Origin of the sequence: Pectobacterium araliae (genome assembly GCF_037076465.1) — a bacterium.
Lineage (GTDB): Bacteria > Pseudomonadota > Gammaproteobacteria > Enterobacterales > Enterobacteriaceae > Pectobacterium > Pectobacterium araliae.
Map to the genome: position 1 here is coordinate 3,542,787 of NZ_AP028908.1, position 17,573 is coordinate 3,560,359.

Annotated in this window: 13 protein-coding genes; 6 read left to right on the top strand and 7 right to left on the bottom strand. The window is 53.4% G+C overall.

What is annotated here, in order from left to right:
• The first annotated feature begins 4 nt into the window (after positions 1–4).
• The 6 genes from AACH44_RS16085 (at position 5) to AACH44_RS16110 (ending at position 6,389) form a co-directional block, all read left to right on the top strand.
• A complete protein-coding gene (locus AACH44_RS16085; RefSeq protein WP_261846920.1) occupies positions 5–1,162 on the top strand; it encodes a DUF3396 domain-containing protein in 1,158 nt (385 codons plus the stop codon).
• 8 nt (positions 1,163–1,170) lie between these two features.
• Positions 1,171–2,328, top strand: a complete 1,158-nt coding sequence (locus AACH44_RS16090; RefSeq protein WP_261847106.1) for a DUF3396 domain-containing protein — start codon at positions 1,171–1,173, stop codon at positions 2,326–2,328.
• Between the two features lie 97 nt (positions 2,329–2,425).
• A complete protein-coding gene (locus tag AACH44_RS16095; RefSeq protein ID WP_261846921.1) occupies positions 2,426–3,772 on the top strand; it encodes a VRR-NUC domain-containing protein in 1,347 nt (448 codons plus the stop codon).
• A 27-nt stretch (positions 3,773–3,799) separates the two neighbouring features.
• A complete protein-coding gene (locus AACH44_RS16100; protein ID WP_261846922.1) occupies positions 3,800–4,957 on the top strand; it encodes a DUF3396 domain-containing protein in 1,158 nt (385 codons plus the stop codon).
• Positions 4,958–4,965: 8 nt separating this feature from the next.
• Positions 4,966–6,123, top strand: a complete 1,158-nt coding sequence (locus AACH44_RS16105; protein WP_261847107.1) for a DUF3396 domain-containing protein — start codon at positions 4,966–4,968, stop codon at positions 6,121–6,123.
• Positions 6,120–6,389 (top strand): PAAR domain-containing protein, encoded by a 270-nt coding sequence (locus AACH44_RS16110; RefSeq protein WP_261846923.1) that lies wholly within the window; start codon positions 6,120–6,122, stop codon positions 6,387–6,389. The genes AACH44_RS16105 and AACH44_RS16110 overlap by 4 nt, the downstream gene beginning before the upstream one ends.
• Positions 6,390–6,455: 66 nt before the next feature.
• Here the strand turns inward: AACH44_RS16110 and AACH44_RS16115 are convergent, their stop codons facing one another.
• The 7 genes from AACH44_RS16115 to mazG form a co-directional block, all read right to left on the bottom strand.
• Positions 6,456–7,595: a glycoside hydrolase family 88/105 protein gene (locus AACH44_RS16115; protein WP_261846924.1), complete on the bottom strand. Its 1,140-nt coding sequence runs from the start codon at positions 7,593–7,595 to the stop codon at positions 6,456–6,458.
• Positions 7,596–7,638: 43 nt separating this feature from the next.
• Positions 7,639–9,198, bottom strand: coding sequence for an MFS transporter (locus AACH44_RS16120; RefSeq protein WP_261846925.1), 1,560 nt, complete (start codon positions 9,196–9,198; stop codon positions 7,639–7,641).
• Positions 9,199–9,607: 409 nt separating this feature from the next.
• Positions 9,608–10,687: an ABC transporter substrate-binding protein gene (locus AACH44_RS16125; RefSeq protein WP_261846926.1), complete on the bottom strand. Its 1,080-nt coding sequence runs from the start codon at positions 10,685–10,687 to the stop codon at positions 9,608–9,610.
• 5 nt (positions 10,688–10,692) lie between these two features.
• A complete protein-coding gene (locus AACH44_RS16130) occupies positions 10,693–12,828 on the bottom strand; it encodes a TonB-dependent siderophore receptor (RefSeq protein ID WP_338659326.1) in 2,136 nt (711 codons plus the stop codon).
• Between the two features lie 418 nt (positions 12,829–13,246).
• Entirely contained in the window at positions 13,247–14,542 is a 1,296-nt protein-coding gene (gene eno, locus AACH44_RS16135) for a phosphopyruvate hydratase (protein ID WP_261846928.1), read from the bottom strand.
• A gap of 98 nt (positions 14,543–14,640) precedes the next feature.
• Positions 14,641–16,278 (bottom strand): glutamine hydrolyzing CTP synthase, encoded by a 1,638-nt coding sequence (gene pyrG / locus AACH44_RS16140; protein ID WP_205551570.1) that lies wholly within the window; start codon positions 16,276–16,278, stop codon positions 14,641–14,643.
• Between the two features lie 226 nt (positions 16,279–16,504).
• On the bottom strand, positions 16,505–17,302 hold the full coding sequence (gene mazG, locus AACH44_RS16145) for a nucleoside triphosphate pyrophosphohydrolase (RefSeq protein WP_261846929.1): 798 nt from the start codon (positions 17,300–17,302) through the stop codon (positions 16,505–16,507).
• Positions 17,303–17,573: the final 271 nt, after the last annotated feature.

Sequence of the window (17,573 nt, forward strand, 5' to 3'; positions counted from 1 at the left end):
CGCTATGCCACACCCTGACTACCTCGCCCAACTGGAGCGACACGCCCCTGAGTTTACCTTTACCGATAACAATGACGTGGTCGTTACCCGTCTGGGACTGTCGATCACCCTGTTCTTTAAACAGGGCTATACCCTGGAAAAACGCCAGAAAATACTCGCCTGCTACCGACGCTTTCGTGACGAGTTCGGTTCCCACCTGCGCTTTCATGCCCACGAGTTCAAAGGCATGAAAAAATACAGCCCGGAGAATATCGCCAAAGTCGAAGCGGCTATCCTCAACAAGGGCATTTACGACTACGGCGGCTGGGATATCAGCGATGCCAAAAATAAGGATGAAGCCCCTAATTGTCTGATACGCTACCTGGATTCCCGCGAAGCGGGTGGTGATAAAAAGAACTCTTACTTCAACCTAGCTCTGCCCTGGTTTTACCTCAAAGAAGCACAGGGCATGGCACGCTTTACCGACTGGCTCACCTACCTGTGCCAGCAACTGGAGCCGGACAGCGGCGACTGCGGCCACTGCCTGAATCTGCCGCAAGATTTTGATGACGTCTGCCCTATTGAATATGCGCTGGCCAGGCGTTATCCCCCGCTCCAGGTCAATGCTAACGCCTTTGCTGACGCTATGCAGTACACCAACAGTACCCGCGGCGTGAACTGGATCACCGTGTTAAGTACCCGCTATATCACTCGGTTGGGCGGCGAAGACTGGGTGCGGCGCACGCTTTCCCAGACCCCGGACATCAGCATTACCCCCTATCCCGGCGGCCTGTTGATCCGTGCCGGACACTACCCGGATCTGACCCCGCTGACCGATGGCTTATCGCCCCAGTATCTGGCCGTTAACCAGTTGCTCCGCCCGATCCGCGTTCAACCACAGGAAGGCCATTCCCTGCATTCCTACGGCGTCAACCAGTTCGATGAACAATCAACCCGAGCCTGGTACGCCCGCTATGATCAGGGGCCGCTATCGATCACGCCCCTCAAATCCGGCACCCCGGCCTTGGTCAGCGGCTATTGGACGACCCCGTCACAGACCCGCACCCAGCGTTTTATCGCACAAGGCGAACTCGCTCCCTCGCTTTCACCCACGGAAGACACCCTGTGGCACCTCGATCATGAAGCCGAATCGCCCGACGATGTACCGGAAGCACAGCCATGAGCGTGACCATGCCACACCCTGACTACCTCGCCCAACTGGAGCGACACGCCCCCGAGTTTACCTTTACCGATAACAATGACGTGGTCGTTACTCGCCTGGGACTGTCGATCACCCTGTTCTTTAAACAGGGCTACACCCTGGAAAAACGCCAGAAAATACTCGCCTGCTTCCGGCGATTTCGTGAAGAGTTCGGTTCCCACCTGCGCTTCCATGCCCACGAGTTCAAAGGAATGAAGAAATACAGCCCGGAGAACATTGCCAAAGTCGAAGCCGCTATCCTCAACAAGGGCATTTACGACTACGGCGGCTGGTACGTCAGCGATGCCAAGAATATGAGCGAAGCCCCTAATTTCCTGATGCGTTATCTGGATTCCCGAGAAGCGGGCGGTGATAAAAAGAACTCTTATCTCAGCCTGGTGCTGCCCTGGTTTTACCTCAAAGACGCACAGGGCATGACACGCTTTACCGACTGGTTAACCTACCTGTGCCAGCAACTGGAGCCGGACAGCGGCGACTGCGGCCACTGCCTGAATTTGCCGAGGGACTATCACGACTATTTTTCCATTGAATATGAGTTAGCCAGACGCTATCCGGCTTTGCAGGTAAATTCTGCGGTACATACTACTTGCATACACTATAACGATAGCACCCGCGGCGTGAACTGGATCACCGTATTACACAACCGCTATATCACCCGGTTGGGCGGCGAAGACTGGGTGCGCAAAGAACTGGCCAAAACCCCGGACATCAGCGTTACCCCCTATCCCGGCGGCCTGTTGATCCGTGCCGGACACTACCCGGATCTGACCCCGCTGACCGATGGCTTATCGCCCCAGTATCTGACCGTTAACCAGTTGCTCCGCCCGATACGCGTTCAACCGCAGGAAGGCCATTCCCTGCATTCCTACGGCGTCAACCAGTTCGATGAACAATCAACCCGAGCCTGGTACGCCCGCTATGATCAGGGGCCGCTATCGATCACGCCCCTCAAATCCAGCACCCCGGCCTTGGTCAGCGGCTACTGGACGACCCCGTCACAGACCCGCACCCAGCGTTTTATCGCACAGGGCGAACTCGCCCCTTCACTTTCACCCACGGAAGACACCCTGTGGCACCTCGATCATGAAGCCGAATCGCCCGGCGATGTACCGGAGGCACAGCCATGAGATCCCGTTATAGAGGAGAAAAAGGGATTATTGTGAGCAATACCCTTACACGATGACGTTACCGGAATAACGCCTGAAACATTCAAGGAGTAACACCATGAGCAACCCTGGCACCCTATGCCCCGCCGTCACCTCCATTACCTGCACCATGGAGCAAGGTCGCTTTCCTGCCGATGCTGACCCGTGCTATCTGGCGCAAAAAGCCGAGCTTGCCCTGCGTTTACCGCAGCGTATCGTCACCAAAGTCGGCCTGCTGCGTTTTTTAAACCAGGTGGTGATGAGCGGGCTGATCCGTATTGAAGAGCGCAAAGCCGACTATCTGTGGGACTACAAGGCGGAAGTAGTCTTTGCCATCGCCTATCCCGTCCCCCTGCCGATGCTGACCAGCCGTGAAGCCTCGAAAGAAGCCTACGGTGATAACCTGCCACAATCCAGCAATCCCTTTGCCAGACCGTCGTCTGAAAACTGGATAAAACATAACATCGAAGGGATGCGCCGCCCGGATATTATTCTGGTCAACGACCCGAATCGCCGCTGGCCAGGGCGCGGTGCCACCTATTTTGATGGTCAGGCCCACCGCGATAACCTGAAGATGCTGATCGAAGTTAAATTTCCTAATGACTCACTATCGAAGGGACAGCGTAGAGACTATACCTTAATCGCAACCGATGATCGGTTTGGCGTGATGCGTATCGAAGACAACCGTACCGAGAAACAAAAAGCGTATGACAAACAGTACAATGCCGCCACCCGACCGAGTGCCGCGCGCTATGTGCTGCCACCGATAGTGAGCGAACAGGAGACTGCCCAACCCGCTGCGCTTCCCCTGCCGCCCGCCGAAGGCATTCCTGGTTCCATACCGCAACCATTGTCCCAAAACCTGCCCCTGTTAAGCACCACACCCTGGGCGTACCTGCCCTCGGTAGAAGACTGGTTGCGGCTCGGTGATGAAGTATCCAGTCTGGCAGAGCAAGGCTGGGAGTTCGTCCGCGACAGCACCCGGGAAGCCTTTCGTCCCTTTGGAGCCTGGGTAAAGGAAAAAGGCAGTTGGCGGTGTCAGGAAATGATTGACTCTTTTACCCAACAGGCCAGCTACACCCTTAGTTGGCTCAGCGACAAGACCAGTGAAGTCATCACCTGGACATCAGCACAGCTTCAGGCGCTCTGGCAAACCACACTGGCAGATATGGATATCACGCTGGACTACCTACAACAAATCGACTGGGTACAGATACTGCATGATATCGGCGACGGCACGGTACAGTTACTCATTAAGGCTGGCGATATCCTGGTGACGGTTATCGTGACGCTGGCCGTAGCCGCTGCACTGGTGCTACTGGTCGTGGCTATCGCCGCCGCAATTGCCGCTGGCGGGGCCGCCGTAGCCGCGCTGTTCGCTTCACTGGCCGCCGTTGGCGGCGGTACTCTGACCATTGCCCAGTAATCACACTATTCATCAATCGGAGTCGCTATGCCACACCCTGACTACCTCGCCCAACTGGAGCGACACGCCCCCGAGTTTACCTTTACCGATAACAATGACGTGGTGGTTACCCGTCTGGGGCTATCGATCACCCTGTTCTTTAAACAGGGCTACACCCTGGAAAAACGCCAGAAAATACTCGCCTGCTTCCGGCGCTTTCGTGACGAGTTCGGTTCCCACCTGCGCTTCCATGCCCACGAGTTCAAAAGCATGAAAAAATACAGCCCGGAGAATATCGCCAAAGTCGAAGCGGCTATCCTCAACAAGGGCATTTACGACTACGGCGGCTGGGATATCAGCGATGCCAAAAATAAGGATGAAGCCCCCAATGTCATGATGCACTACCTGGACTCTCGTGAAGCGGGAGGCAATCAACAAAACTCTTATCTCAGCCTGGTGCTGCCCTGGTTTTACCTCAAAGATACACATGGCATGGCGCGTTTTACCGACTGGTTAACCTACCTGTGCCAGCAACTGGAGCCGGACAGCGGCGACTGCGGCCACTGCCTGAATCTGCCGCAAGATTATGATGACGTCTGCCCTATCGAATATGCGCTAGCCAGACGTTATCCCCCGCTTCAGGTCAATGCCAACGTCTTCGCTGCGTCTATTCACTACAACAACAGTACCCGCGGCGTGAACTGGATCACCGTGTTACACAACCGCTATATCTCCCGATTAGGCGGGGAGGACTGGGTGCGCAAAGAACTGGCTAAAACCCCGGACATCAGCATTACTCCCTATCCTGGTGGCCTGTTGATCCGTGCCGGGCAGTACCCGGATCTGACTCCGCTGACCGATGGCTTATCGCCCCAGTATCTGGCCGTTAACCAGTTGCTCCGTCCGATACGCGTTCAACCGCAGGAAGGCCACTCCCTGCATTTTTATGGCGTCAACCAGTTTAATGGGGCATCGACCCGGGCCTGGTACGCCCGCTATGATCAGGGGCCGCTATCGATCACGCCCCTCAAATCCGGCACCCCGGCCTTGGTCAGCGGCTACTGGACGACCCCGTCACAGACCCGCACGCTGCGTTTTATCGCACAGGGCGAACTCGCCCCTTCACTTTCAACCACTGAAGACACCCTGTGGCACCTCGATCATGAAGCTGAATCGCCCGACGATGTACCGGAGGCACAGTCATGAGCGTGACCATGCCACACCCTGACTACCTCGCCCAACTGGAGCGACACGCCCCCGCCTTTACTTTTACCGACAACCATGACGTGGCCGTCACCCGTCTGGGGCTGTCTATTACCCTGTATTTTAAACAGGGCTACACCCTGGAAAAACGCCACAAGATACTCGCCTGCTACCGGCGCTTTCGTGAAGAGTTCGATACCCATCTGCGCTTCCATGCCCACGAGTTCAAAGGCATGAAAAAATACAGTCCGGAGAATATCGCCAAAGTCGAAGCGGCTATCCTGAACAAGGGCATCTACGACCAAAGCAGTTGGGATATCAGCGATGCCAAAAACATGGGCGAAGCCCCCAACTGCCTGATGCGCTATCTGGACTCCCGCGAAGCGGGCGGTGATCAACAGAACTCTTATCTCACGCTGGTTTTGCCCTGGTTTTACCTCAAAGACCTACAGGGTATGGCACGTTTTACCGACTGGCTCACCTACCTGTGCCAGCAACTGGAGCCGGACAGCGGCGACTGCGGTCACTGCCTGAACCTGCCGCAGGACTATGATGACTATTGCCCTCTCGAATACGATCTGGCCAGACGCTATCCTTCACTTCAGGTCAATGCCAACGCCTTTGCTGCCAAAAGGCATTACACCGATAGCACCCGCGGCGTGAACTGGATCACCGTGTTACACAACCGCTATATCTCCCGATTAGGCGGGGAGGACTGGGTGCGTAAAGAACTGGCTAAAACCCCGGACATCAGCATTACTCCCTATCCCGGTGGCCTGTTGATCCGTGCCGGGCAGTACCCGGATCTGACTCCGCTGACCGATGGCTTATCGCCCCAGTATCTGGCCGTTAACCAGTTGCTCCGTCCGATACGCGTTCAACCGCAGGAAGGCCACTCCCTGCATTTTTATGGCGTCAACCAGTTCGATGAGCAATCAACCCGAGCCTGGTACGCCCGCTATGATCAGGGGCCACTATCGATCACGCCCCTCAAATCCGGCACCCCGGCCTTGGTCAGCGGCTACTGGACGACCCCGTCACAGACCCGCACCCAGCGTTTTATCGCACAAGGCGAACTCGCCCCCTCGCTTTCACCCACGGAAGACACACTGTGGCACCTCGATCATGAAGCCGAATCGCCCGACGATGTACCGGAGGCACAACAATGAGGACGGTGATACAGGGAAAGAAAGTCATTCTGGTGGGTGATACGACAACAACCGGCGGTAAAGTGCTTAGTGGTTCTGCGTTAGCCAATCAAACACAGGCAATAGCACGTCAAGGAGACCCCGTATTTTGCCCAGTCTGCAAGGTAACAGGCATAATTAGCGAAGGCAGTACACTCGCCAACATTGCAGGCAACCCCATCGCACTCGAAGGGCACACCGTCACTTGCGGTTGCCCTGATGGCTGCACGTTAGTCGCCTTGGCATAACATTCTGTGTCATCGACTTGTCCGAGAAAATTGCCCCTGTCATAGACATGATAGGGGCAATAGCCGTTACAAATATACCCGCAAGTATTCCGCCAGACACAGAATCGCCATTGCCTGACCGTACGGCATGGAGGTCAACGCGATATTGCGGTAGAAATCCAGATCATTACCCATCGCGGTGCCGAATGATACCTGCGTCAGTTCACCGTCCTGATTAACGTGATTAATCACGCCGCGAATGGCTTTCTCCGCTACCTCTGCGTAGCTCGGGTCGACGTAGCGCTTGCGTACCGCTTTCAGGATCCCGTAGGCAAAACCAGCGGTTGCCGAGCTTTCAAGGTACGAATTCGGATCGTCGATCAGCGTGTGCCACAGGCCGCTGTCATCCTGATATTTCGCCAATGCTTCAATCTGGCTTTCCAGCACCTGCAACAGGAAGCGACGCGTCGCGTTGTTTTCCGGCAGATCCAGTAGTTCGATAAATTCAGGAATAACGATCGTCAGCCAGCTGTTTCCACGTGCCCAGCGCGCTTTGGCATAGTTGTGCTGCCCTTCGAACGTCCAGCCGTGGAACCACAGGCCGCTTTCGCGATCCATCAGATATTGCACGTGCAGCAGGAACTGATATGTGGCTTCTTCTACAAACTCCGGCCGGTTTAACAGCTTGCCGATTTTCGCCAGCGGCAACACGCTCATCATCAGCGTGTCGTCCCACAGCTGCTGGTGGTTTTCGTTGTTATAAACAATGTGCTGCAAGCCCTGCTTGTTCGTGCGCGGCATTTCATACATCACCCACTCCGCCCAGCGCTCCAGATACGGCAGCCAGCGGGCATCGCCCGTTTCTTCATAGCGATAAGCCAGCGTCAGGAACGGGCACACGGTGTTCACGTTCTTCGTCGGTGTGCCTTCCGCCAGACGTTCAGTAAACCAGTCGTCAATGATGGCGCGCATCTGCTCGTCACCTGTCTGCTGGTAATACTGATAAATCCCGTACAGCCCGATGCCGTGCGTCCACTCCCATCCCGCCCAGCCTTTGGTATCAATCACCCGACCATCGTCCAGCCGTAACAAGAACTCACCGGTTTTATCCTCGATATTCACCAGGTTGTCGGTGATACGGCAAATCAGCGCCTTCAGATCCTCACGGGAGATGAAGCGTTCCGGCTGACGTAAAAGCGGGCTATGTTTTACACTGAATACGGTCATAGTCATTCATCCAATTGAGTTATCAGTTAACAGTTCAATACAGTTACGACTGCGTGGCGTGCGTGACCGGCTTGTCACCTTTATGACGGTTCAGGTAGCCGATATTGTTGTTGCCCCACAGCGATTCATACGGCATACCCGCCAGCATTTCGACCGTGGCCCGCGCCTGCGGCGTAATATTCTCCGGCACAGGCCGCCCGGCTTCACGCATTTTCAGCGTCTCTTCACGCAGCACGCTGTGCGTTTGCAGGTTAAGTTTAAAGCGCAGAGAAACCAGGAAGCCCAGTGCCAGCACGCCCACGGTGCCGAAGCTCAAAATCATCAGAATGGTGTGGCTAACGCCCGGCGCCTGTACGCTCTGCCCGGATACGAAGCCGGAGAGTTGCAACACAATCCCCACCAGCATCACCGCACCCGCCTGAGAGGCTTTACGGGTCAGCGTCATAATCCCAGCGAAGATCCCTTCACGACGCTGCGCGGTGATCACTTCATCCACATCCGCGATGTAAGTGTAGGTGTTCCACGGTACGTAGTTGATCCCGCCGCGCCCGATACCCGCCAGTGCAGAGATCAACAGTAATAGAGAGAAGGTGTCATGCAGGCCGCTGTACCACAGGACAGCGTAGGAGAGTGCACTCAGGCCAAATAAGCACACAACCAGACGGTAAGACGGCGCAGGCCCAAAGCGAATACACAGCGGGATCATGCCGATAACCGCGATGAATTGCAGAATCGCCATGGTGCCCATCAGGTTCGACGCCATCGTCGGGCTTTGCATCAGCACAAAGACCACGTAGTAAGTGAACACGGCATTGAACACATCCTGCGCGATATACCCACCCAGATACATACCGAGATGCTGGCGGAAAATGCGAATACGCAGCGTGGAAACCAGCTCAACGTTCAGCCGTTTCAGGCTTTGGCCTAACGTCAGAGACTGACGCTCCTTCTCCGCCCGCAGCGACGCTTCCGACATCTGATCGCGTGGCCGTTCCCAGGTAAAGAAATAGACCAACGTCAGCACCAGCGCACAGATAACGGAGAACACCAGACTCGAATAGAAGAAGGACACCGCATTGTCTTTGCCAAAGTAGCCCAGCAGAATACCCGGTAGAAACGCGGCCAAAATGGCAGAAAGCTGCGCTAACGCGATACGTGCGCCGGAGAACTTGGTTTTCTGTTTGAAATCGTCGGTCATTTCCGGCACCAGCGTTTCATACGGCACCAGCACCATGGTGTACACGACATCAAACAGCAAGTAGGTCAACAAATAGTACCAGTAGCTCATATCCCCCACCCACATGAAGCTGTAGCTGAACACGAAGGGAATACCGAGCAAAATAAAGAATTTACGGCGGCCAAAGCGTTTGCCGAGCCAGGTTGAACCGAAGTTATCGGTCAGGAAGCCCATCAGCGGGCTAACGACGGCATCGAGCACGCGCGCCATCGCAAAAATGAAAGTGGCCTCAATCGGCGTTAAGCCACAGAACGTGGTATAAAAATAGAGTAACCAAGCGGCCGTCAGCGCGGTAGTACCCGCACCAAGAAAGTCCCCTGAACCGTAGGCTAAATAGTTAGCCAAACCGATCTTACGCGTTTTCATCGCTATCCTTCCCCGAACATTTTAGTTATGAAGGTGTCACGCTGATACGGTAGCGCCCGGCGATCGTGAAAACCTTTGCGCTTTTGCCACCACGCCGCCCACGCTGGCAGCACGGGGAAGATTAGTGCGATCCGCTTCAAAGATTTTATAAAAAGCCATTTTAACTGAACAAAACCAACAGTTCGTTTATAGCGATCACAGGATGAAAAGTGAGGAACGAGAAAGAAAAAAGGCGGAACAGGCTACGAGCTACGCCTCATTATGTCTTGAAAAACAGCATTTTTTGACAGAGAACGAGATTATCGCCGCACTCAAAGGGTAATCGGCGCTATCCCCTCATTCGTCTGTGTCTAAAAAAAACAGGGTCGCATCAGCCTAGTGATGCGGCCCTACTCTGAAGCAATCGATCTCATTCAGGGGGAGACAAAATAGTATTTACCTGCTGCGCGGTTAAATCGAAGCCATAAAAGCGCTGATAGAAGTCATGCGTCTCTTTTGCCATATCAATGTGCTGCATCTGCTGCGGGTACAGCGTTTTTGCCAACCAAAGAAATTGCAGCGCCTGCTCCGACGTTTCCCGACACCACCAGAACATGCCCAGCGGATTCGCATAGACGCGCCCCTGTTTTACCGCCCGTAGCTGCTGCCACTGCGCATCCTGACGAATCGCCTTCGCATCCCCAGCCCGCATCGTAATAATCACATCAGGTTCGGCCTGAAAAATTTGCTCAAGCGAAACGGGCGCGGTAGTGACACCAGAACGGCTAAACCACGGCTCAGCCACGTTGATCGCACCACCCAAATCCATCCAATCCTGATTCAGTGAAGGGCGTCCCGATGTGGTTAACGGATCGCCAACCGCATGGTAGACCTTTACACGCTGCTGTGACGGAATGTTCTGGATCACCTCCGTCACTCGCCTGACGTTATCCTGATAGTAGGCGGCAAAATCCTGTGCCCGACGCGATGCGTCCGGCCCCAGAATCTCACCGGTAATCAGCGTGCGTTCTACCATCGCAGCCAGTGAGTTATAGCGGAGCGGCACAATAGCGATCCCCGCCTTACTCAGCGCCTCGGCCTCAGCAACCGACACGCTGTCCGACACGAAAAAGACCTGAGCGCGGCGAGAAATCAACGCTTCCGTGTTAATTCCCATGTTTCCGCTATGAGCGACCAGCGAAGCCTGCGTAATGGACGGCACAAACTGGCGGAACAGTGGCATATCGCGCACGAGTTTGGTCGTCCCGACAATACGATCGCCATAGCCCAGCATAGCCAGTATCGAATTTTGCGCATTCCACGAGGTAGCAACGCGCTCAACCGTTTCGGGCACCGTTACAGTACGATCGCCGTAATAGTGAATCGTCCGCTGCGGTGGTTTAGGCGTTTCCGCCTGAACCAGATGCACACCGGATAAACTCACCGCCAACAGCACTAACGCATTGAGCAGAAACTCATGGTATCGCGTGGCAAGGTAACGTTTCCGCATCACACTCACCAGTCAACGGTCAGAGAAGCGCGGATTTCACGCGGTTCACCGACAAAAGCGTTGGCACCGCCGTTAATGCCATCCGTGCTGCCGGGGAAAACAGATGCCCAGTAGCGTTCATTGGTGACGTTATTAAGTGCCACACGAAATGCTGCTGGCTTATCGTACAGCTTGAAGCCGTAGCGCGTGCCCAAATCCAGCGTCACATAGCTATCCGCCCAGACAGTATTGGTATCATTGGCGGCACGTTTACCGGTGTAGTGGAGGTTCGCGATATAGACCAGATTAGGCGCTGATGGATGGCTATATTCCGTCAGCAGGTTGGCCTGAAACTTCGGCACTCCAACCACCCGTTTATCACGCGTTGCCGCTAATGCGGTATCTTTCAGCTTCGGATCCAGCAGCGTCATGCTGCCATAGAGGTGCAAACCGGAAAGCACTTCACCATCCGCCATCAACTCCAGACCGGTGTTAACCTGATTACCCTGCTCTTTGAATATGTTATCTGATGCGACATACGCGAAGGGGCGTTCCAAACGGAAAAGGGCCGCGTTCAGGTTCAGCCCATCCCACTGAGATTTCACCCCCGCTTCATACTGGGTACTGCGGTAAGGCTTGAGCGTCTGCCCTTTATTCACCACATAGTCATCTGTTGGCGCGGTACCGCCCTGCTCCAGCGAATCGGCATAAGCGACATAGGTCATCACGTTAGGTAAAGGTTTGTACATCAGCGACACCGTCGGGCTGGTACCCGTATCGCGAGTCACTTCACCATCAGCGCCAAAGCTGCGTGAGGTGATCCAACTTTGGCTCACCACCCCCATCGCCGACCAGCGATCGTTGAACGTGATGGTATCGCCAGCCGTGATAGCCTGCTGACTGGTGCGCGACGACTTATAGCGACCAGAACCCACATAAAAGCGTCCGTCGCTAGGGTCAGCATAAGGACGTGGAGCATCAAATGCACTGGAACCTAACGTATAGGGCTTCGGATTCCCCAGCGCCGCATAGTTCGTCCACTGATAACCCGTGGTGCTAAAGACGACGTCATGAGAAGGCCCGGCAGTATCAATATGGCCATTCAGTTGCAGCGTATTGCTCAATACCTTAAAGCGCCCCGCAGAGTATGGCTGGGTCAATTTAGAGGTAACCGTTCCGTCCTTTTGAATCGCATTGCTCAGCGAGCGCATACCGCGATCGGCGGTTTGATAGCCCACCCCACCCGAGGCATACCAGTTATTATTGAAGTAGTGTTTCAAACGGGTGCTGGCTGTTTTGGTGATGAGATCGAGACCGGCAAAACTCTGCCCGTATCCCTGTTTCGTCACATCCGGTGCGCTGGGTAACTGAATCGTCGGCCCATAGGAAAACCCACCGGCATAGCCCATTTTCCTGAAGCGATACTCGCTGGCGTTCACTTCCAACACCGTATCGGGAGAAATATTCCAGTCAAATGCCACGCTGGCTAGCTGTCGTCTCAGGGTGCTGTTGCTGATACTCCCTTCGCCTTCATCGTGCAGCAAGTTGATGCGGTAACCGAACTGGTTTTCGTCCCCCAGATGCCCACCAAGATCGGCATGCCCCATCGCGGCACCTTTACCGGAATAGCCCACGGTAAAGCGGTTCAACGTCTGCGCCGTGGGTCTTTTTTGTGTGAAGTTAAATTGGCCAGACGGGCTGGCGGGTCCGTACAATGCGCCAGTCAGGCTGTTAATGACATCCAGTCGCTCCAGCATTTCCACCGGAAAGGCAGTGGTGGAAATAATGTTTAGCCCATCCAACCGACTGTTCGCCAGCACGTCGCCTTGCATACCGCGACTTTGCGGACGACCTACATCAATGCCGCCCCGCGCTTGCATTTGGCTGGATGCGCTGTATTTCAGGAGGTCGTTAACGTTTTTCGCCTGCTGATTAGCAATCATGGCTTCCGTCACGGTCGTGGTCGAATACGGCGTGTCCAGTCTTGAACGTTTACCCAACGGCCCGATTTCCACATCATTGGTCGCCATACCTGCGCCAGCCAGATTCACATTCGCCTCACTATGTTCTGCCTTGACGATCATCACGTCAGCCGCTTTTGCCTTCTCGCTGACATTGCTCGTTGCAGGTTCAGCGCTCAGTACCGGTGGAACAACCACCATTAATGCTGGTAATAACCACGGTGCTTTTTTTCTATTATTTTTTTTGGGGCTTTCATCTGCTATGTCCCTGTTGGTCAATATCATGTCAATTATCGATATGTAATTTTTTATATATCGCTACATACTATACAGACATGACAGGAAGAAAATAAGGCGAGCGATAGAGAGATTTATTTTATAAAACGTTGAATTTAAAAAATTAAAATATAAAAACGAGGTGTATAGCTGATACCTCAAAGGGAGCATCCGCTATTCAACGAAAGGAAGAGATGAGCGATAAGCGCGTTGCGGCGCAACGGCAGGAAGGATGGCGATAAAAAAATCCAGAAACGCTTTCGCGCTTCTGGATTTTTATCGTTAATCACATTGATACGTATCAGGCTGCCTTCTCGGCTACCGGATTACGCTCAAGACGTAATTACTGACCTTTAACTTCTTTCAGGCCGTTGAACGGCGCAGAGTCACCCAGTGCTTCTTCGATACGGATCAGCTGGTTGTATTTAGCAACACGGTCAGAACGGCTCATAGAACCCGTTTTGATCTGGCCTGCTGCTGTACCGACTGCCAGGTCAGCGATGGTGGCATCTTCAGTCTCACCTGAACGGTGAGAGATAACCGCCGTGTAGCCTGCATCTTTCGCCATTTTAATTGCAGCCAGCGTTTCGGTCAGAGAACCGATCTGGTTGAATTTGATCAGGATAGAGTTAGCGATGCCTTTATCGATACCTTCTTTCAGGATCTTGGTGTTGGTTACGAACAGATCGTCACCAACCAGCTGGATTTTGTCGCCCAGAACTTTGGTCTGGTAAGCGAAGCCAGCCCAATCAGATTCGTCCAGACCGTCTTCGATAGAGACGATTGGGTACTGTTTGGTCAGATCTTCCAGGAAGTGGGTGAATTCTTCAGAGGTGAACGCTTTGTTGCCTTCGCCAGCCAGAACGTATTTACCGTCTTTGTAGAATTCAGATGCTGCGCAGTCCATCGCCAGCGTGATGTCTTTGCCCAGCTCGTAGCCTGCTGCTGTTACCGCTTCTGCGATAACAGCCAGCGCTTCGGCGTTGGAACCCAGGTTTGGCGCATAGCCACCTTCGTCACCAACAGCAGTCCCCATACCTTTGGATTTCAGAACTTTCGCCAGAGTGTGGAACACTTCAGAACCCATACGGATGGCTTCTTTCAGCGTTTTCGCGCCAACAGGCTGAATCATGAACTCTTGGATATCAACGTTGTTATCCGCGTGCTCGCCGCCGTTGATGATGTTCATCATTGGCAGTGGCATAGAGTATTTGCCTGGGGTGCCGTTCAGTTCAGCGATGTGGGCATACAGTGGCAGGCCTTTTGACGCTGCTGCTGCTTTAGCCGCAGCCAGAGAAACGGCCAGAATGGCGTTAGCACCAAACTTGGATTTGTTCTCAGTACCGTCCAGGTCGATCATGATCTTGTCGATGTTCGCCTGATCTTTCGCGTCTTTACCCAGTACAGCCTGAGCAATCGGGCCGTTAACCGCAGCAACAGCTTTCGTTACGCCTTTGCCCAGAAAACGGGATTTGTCACCGTCACGCAGTTCCAGCGCTTCGCGAGAGCCAGTAGAAGCTCCTGATGGCGCAGCAGCCAGACCTACAAAACCACCTTCCAGATGAACTTCAGCTTCAACAGTTGGGTTTCCGCGTGAGTCGATGATTTCACGGCCGATGACTTTAACAATTTTGGACATTAGATTTTCCTCAGTACAAGTTAAACTAAAACTTTAGATAGAACTAAAACCCTAGACGAACAACGCGCGATAGCGATCGCGCGTTGCTGATATAACTCTTACTTCACCTGACGCTTCTGGTATGCGCCAGCGGCTTTGACAAAGCCGGCAAACAGGGGATGTCCATCTCGCGGTGTCGATGTGAATTCCGGGTGGAATTGACAGGCAACGAACCAAGGATGATCGGGTAACTCGACAATCTCCACCAGTTTGCGGTCGGCGGAAAGACCAGCAACCCGTAATCCCGCCGCTTCAATCTGTTTCAACAGCATGTTGTTAACTTCATAACGGTGACGGTGACGTTCGATAATCGTCTGCTCACCGTACATCTGACGCACCAGACTGCCTTCGGTCAGATGGCATTGCTGCCCGCCAACGCGCATGGTGCCGCCCAGATCGCTGGCTTCATCACGGACTTCAACATTACCGTTCTCATCACGCCATTCCGTGATCAACGCAACCACAGGGTACTTACAGTCTGGCACAAACTCCGTTGAGTTTGCCCCTTCCATCCCAGCAACGTTACGGGCAAATTCCATTAATGCGACCTGCATCCCCAGGCAAATGCCCAGATAAGGGATATTATTCTCACGGGCGTAATTCGCCGACATGATTTTCCCTTCGACGCCGCGATAGCCAAAACCGCCCGGAATCAGAATCGCGTCTAAATCTTTCAATACTTCAACACCACGGGTTTCAACGTCCTGTGAGTCGATTAGCTTGATATTTACCGTCAGACGGTTCTTCAACCCGCCGTGTTTCAGGGCTTCAATAACGGATTTGTAGGCATCCGGCAGCGCAACATATTTGCCGACCATACCGATAGTCACTTCACCGCCCGGATTGGCTTCTTCATACACAACCTGTTCCCATTCTGACAGGTTGGCTTCGGGACAGTTCAAGCTGAATCGTTTACAAATATAATCGTCCAGCCCCTGTGATTTCAATAGCGACGGGATTTTATAAATCGAATCAATGTCTTTAAGGGATATTACTGCTTTTTCCGGCACATTACAGAATAAAGCAATTTTTGCACGCTCGTTGGCAGGCACGGTGCGGTCAGAACGGCAAATCAGCACGTCAGGCTGAATACCGATAGAAAGCAGTTCTTTAACGGAGTGCTGTGTTGGCTTAGTTTTCACTTCACCCGCCGCCGCCAGATACGGCACCAGCGTCAGGTGCATAAACAGCGTGTGTTCGCGACCCACTTGCACTGCCATCTGCCGAATCGCTTCAAGGAACGGTAAAGATTCGATATCGCCGACGGTACCGCCGATTTCGACCAGAACGACATCGTGGCCTTCGCCACCTTCAATGATGCGTTCTTTAATCGCGTTGGTGATATGCGGGATCACCTGAATGGTCGCACCCAGATAGTCGCCACGGCGCTCTTTGCGCAAGACATCAGAGTAAATACGGCCAGTGGTGAAGTTATTGCGGCGCGACATTTTGGTGCGGATGAACCGCTCGTAGTGACCCAAGTCCAGATCGGTTTCGGCACCGTCTTCGGTGACAAACACTTCACCGTGCTGCGTCGGGCTCATCGTGCCCGGATCCACGTTGATGTACGGGTCCAGTTTCATGATGGTAACGTTGAGGCCACGGGCTTCAAGAATAGCCGCCAGAGAGGCTGCGGCAATGCCTTTACCCAGAGAGGAAACGACCCCGCCGGTCACAAAAATATAATTAGTTGTCATGCTGAACCTGAGAGTTTAGGTTTAAAGACGATGGAGGTACCAAGACGGGAAAGTAGTATACCTGAACCTGATGAACGCCACAAATGTTCGTTTTACACAATGTGGCGATTCCAACACACTCGAAGGCGAAGTAAAACCGCTCTCACCACAACCAATAATCACCTTTAATAACAATATAATAAACTCATTAAAATAGATAAAAATATAGTTTGTGATTAAAAATGGATTAATGGCCTATTTCCTGTTTTTTAACCTGCTGCCATGCGGCTTCCATTTCATCCAGCATCGCCTGTTCCAGCGTTTTTCCCGATGCCGTAACGATTTGTTCTACCTCACGAAAACGACGCGTAAACTTGCGATTTGCCGCCTGTAACGCATTCTCAGCCTTGTGTCCCAGATGACGAGAGAGATTGACTGTAGCGAACAATAAATCACCAATCTCTTCACCTAATTTTTCTTCATCGACAACAGCTTGCCGCGCCTCGAACATCACCTCATCAATCTCTTCATACACTTTATCGAGCACCGGCCCCAGGCTGTCCCAATCGAAGCCAACAGAGGCACAACGCTGCTGAATTTTTTGCGCTTTCATCAAGGCAGGCAGCGCATCAGGAATATCATCCAACGGCGAGTGGCGATCTTTTTCCGCCCGTTCCTGCGCTTTGGTCTGCTCCCAGTTTGCCAGCACGGCATCGCTGTCCGTCAGCGTCAGATCGCCGAAAATATGCGGATGGCGGCGCTCCAGCTTATCGCTGATGGCGTTACACACGTCGGAGAAATCGAACAAGCCCTTTTCCTGCGCCATTTGCGCGTAAAACACCACCTGAAACAGCAAATCCCCTAACTCACCGCGCAAATCATCAAAATCCTGACGGCTGATGGCGTCCAGCACTTCATACGTTTCTTCCAGCGTATAAGGCGCAATGGTGTCAAAAGTCTGTTTTTTGTCCCACGGACAACCATTTTCAGGATCGCGCAGGGTTTTCATGATGGCGAGCAGGCGCTCGACGGAGGATAGATTCATTGAATTCTCGATTATAAAATAAACAGGAAATAAGGTGCGCAAAAGTCTGCACCAACATCTCCGCAGTGAACGGTGTCTCTTAGCCACGTTTTATGCAAATGTGGGAGGATTTCGTGCGCCACAATACCGCCATTTTAATGCTACGTCGTAGCACGCGCCCGACATAGGGGGCTGTGCCAGCCACCTATGAACCCAGGCTTTTGGCTAAATTATGTCGCTGCGCGATGCCTTCGTCGGTATCAGGCTTAACGGACCGCTTGCGACACGCTCC

Excerpts from the sequence above, each read along its gene's own strand:
- AACH44_RS16120 (WP_261846925.1), bottom strand. The coding sequence starts at position 9,198 with ATGAAAACGCGTAAGATCGGTTTGGCTAACTATTTAGCCTACGGTTCA.
- eno (WP_261846928.1), bottom strand. The coding sequence starts at position 14,542 with ATGTCCAAAATTGTTAAAGTCATCGGCCGTGAAATCATCGACTCACGC.
- AACH44_RS16090 (WP_261847106.1), top strand. The coding sequence starts at position 1,171 with ATGCCACACCCTGACTACCTCGCCCAACTGGAGCGACACGCCCCCGAG.
- pyrG (WP_205551570.1), bottom strand. The coding sequence starts at position 16,278 with ATGACAACTAATTATATTTTTGTGACCGGCGGGGTCGTTTCCTCTCTG.
- AACH44_RS16110 (WP_261846923.1), top strand. The coding sequence starts at position 6,120 with ATGAGGACGGTGATACAGGGAAAGAAAGTCATTCTGGTGGGTGATACG.
- AACH44_RS16125 (WP_261846926.1), bottom strand. The coding sequence starts at position 10,687 with ATGCGGAAACGTTACCTTGCCACGCGATACCATGAGTTTCTGCTCAAT.
- AACH44_RS16085 (WP_261846920.1), top strand. The coding sequence starts at position 5 with ATGCCACACCCTGACTACCTCGCCCAACTGGAGCGACACGCCCCTGAG.
- AACH44_RS16130 (WP_338659326.1), bottom strand. The coding sequence starts at position 12,828 with ATGGTGGTTGTTCCACCGGTACTGAGCGCTGAACCTGCAACGAGCAAT.
- AACH44_RS16095 (WP_261846921.1), top strand. The coding sequence starts at position 2,426 with ATGAGCAACCCTGGCACCCTATGCCCCGCCGTCACCTCCATTACCTGC.
- AACH44_RS16105 (WP_261847107.1), top strand. The coding sequence starts at position 4,966 with ATGCCACACCCTGACTACCTCGCCCAACTGGAGCGACACGCCCCCGCC.
- AACH44_RS16100 (WP_261846922.1), top strand. The coding sequence starts at position 3,800 with ATGCCACACCCTGACTACCTCGCCCAACTGGAGCGACACGCCCCCGAG.
- AACH44_RS16115 (WP_261846924.1), bottom strand. The coding sequence starts at position 7,595 with ATGACCGTATTCAGTGTAAAACATAGCCCGCTTTTACGTCAGCCGGAA.
- mazG (WP_261846929.1), bottom strand. The coding sequence starts at position 17,302 with ATGAATCTATCCTCCGTCGAGCGCCTGCTCGCCATCATGAAAACCCTG.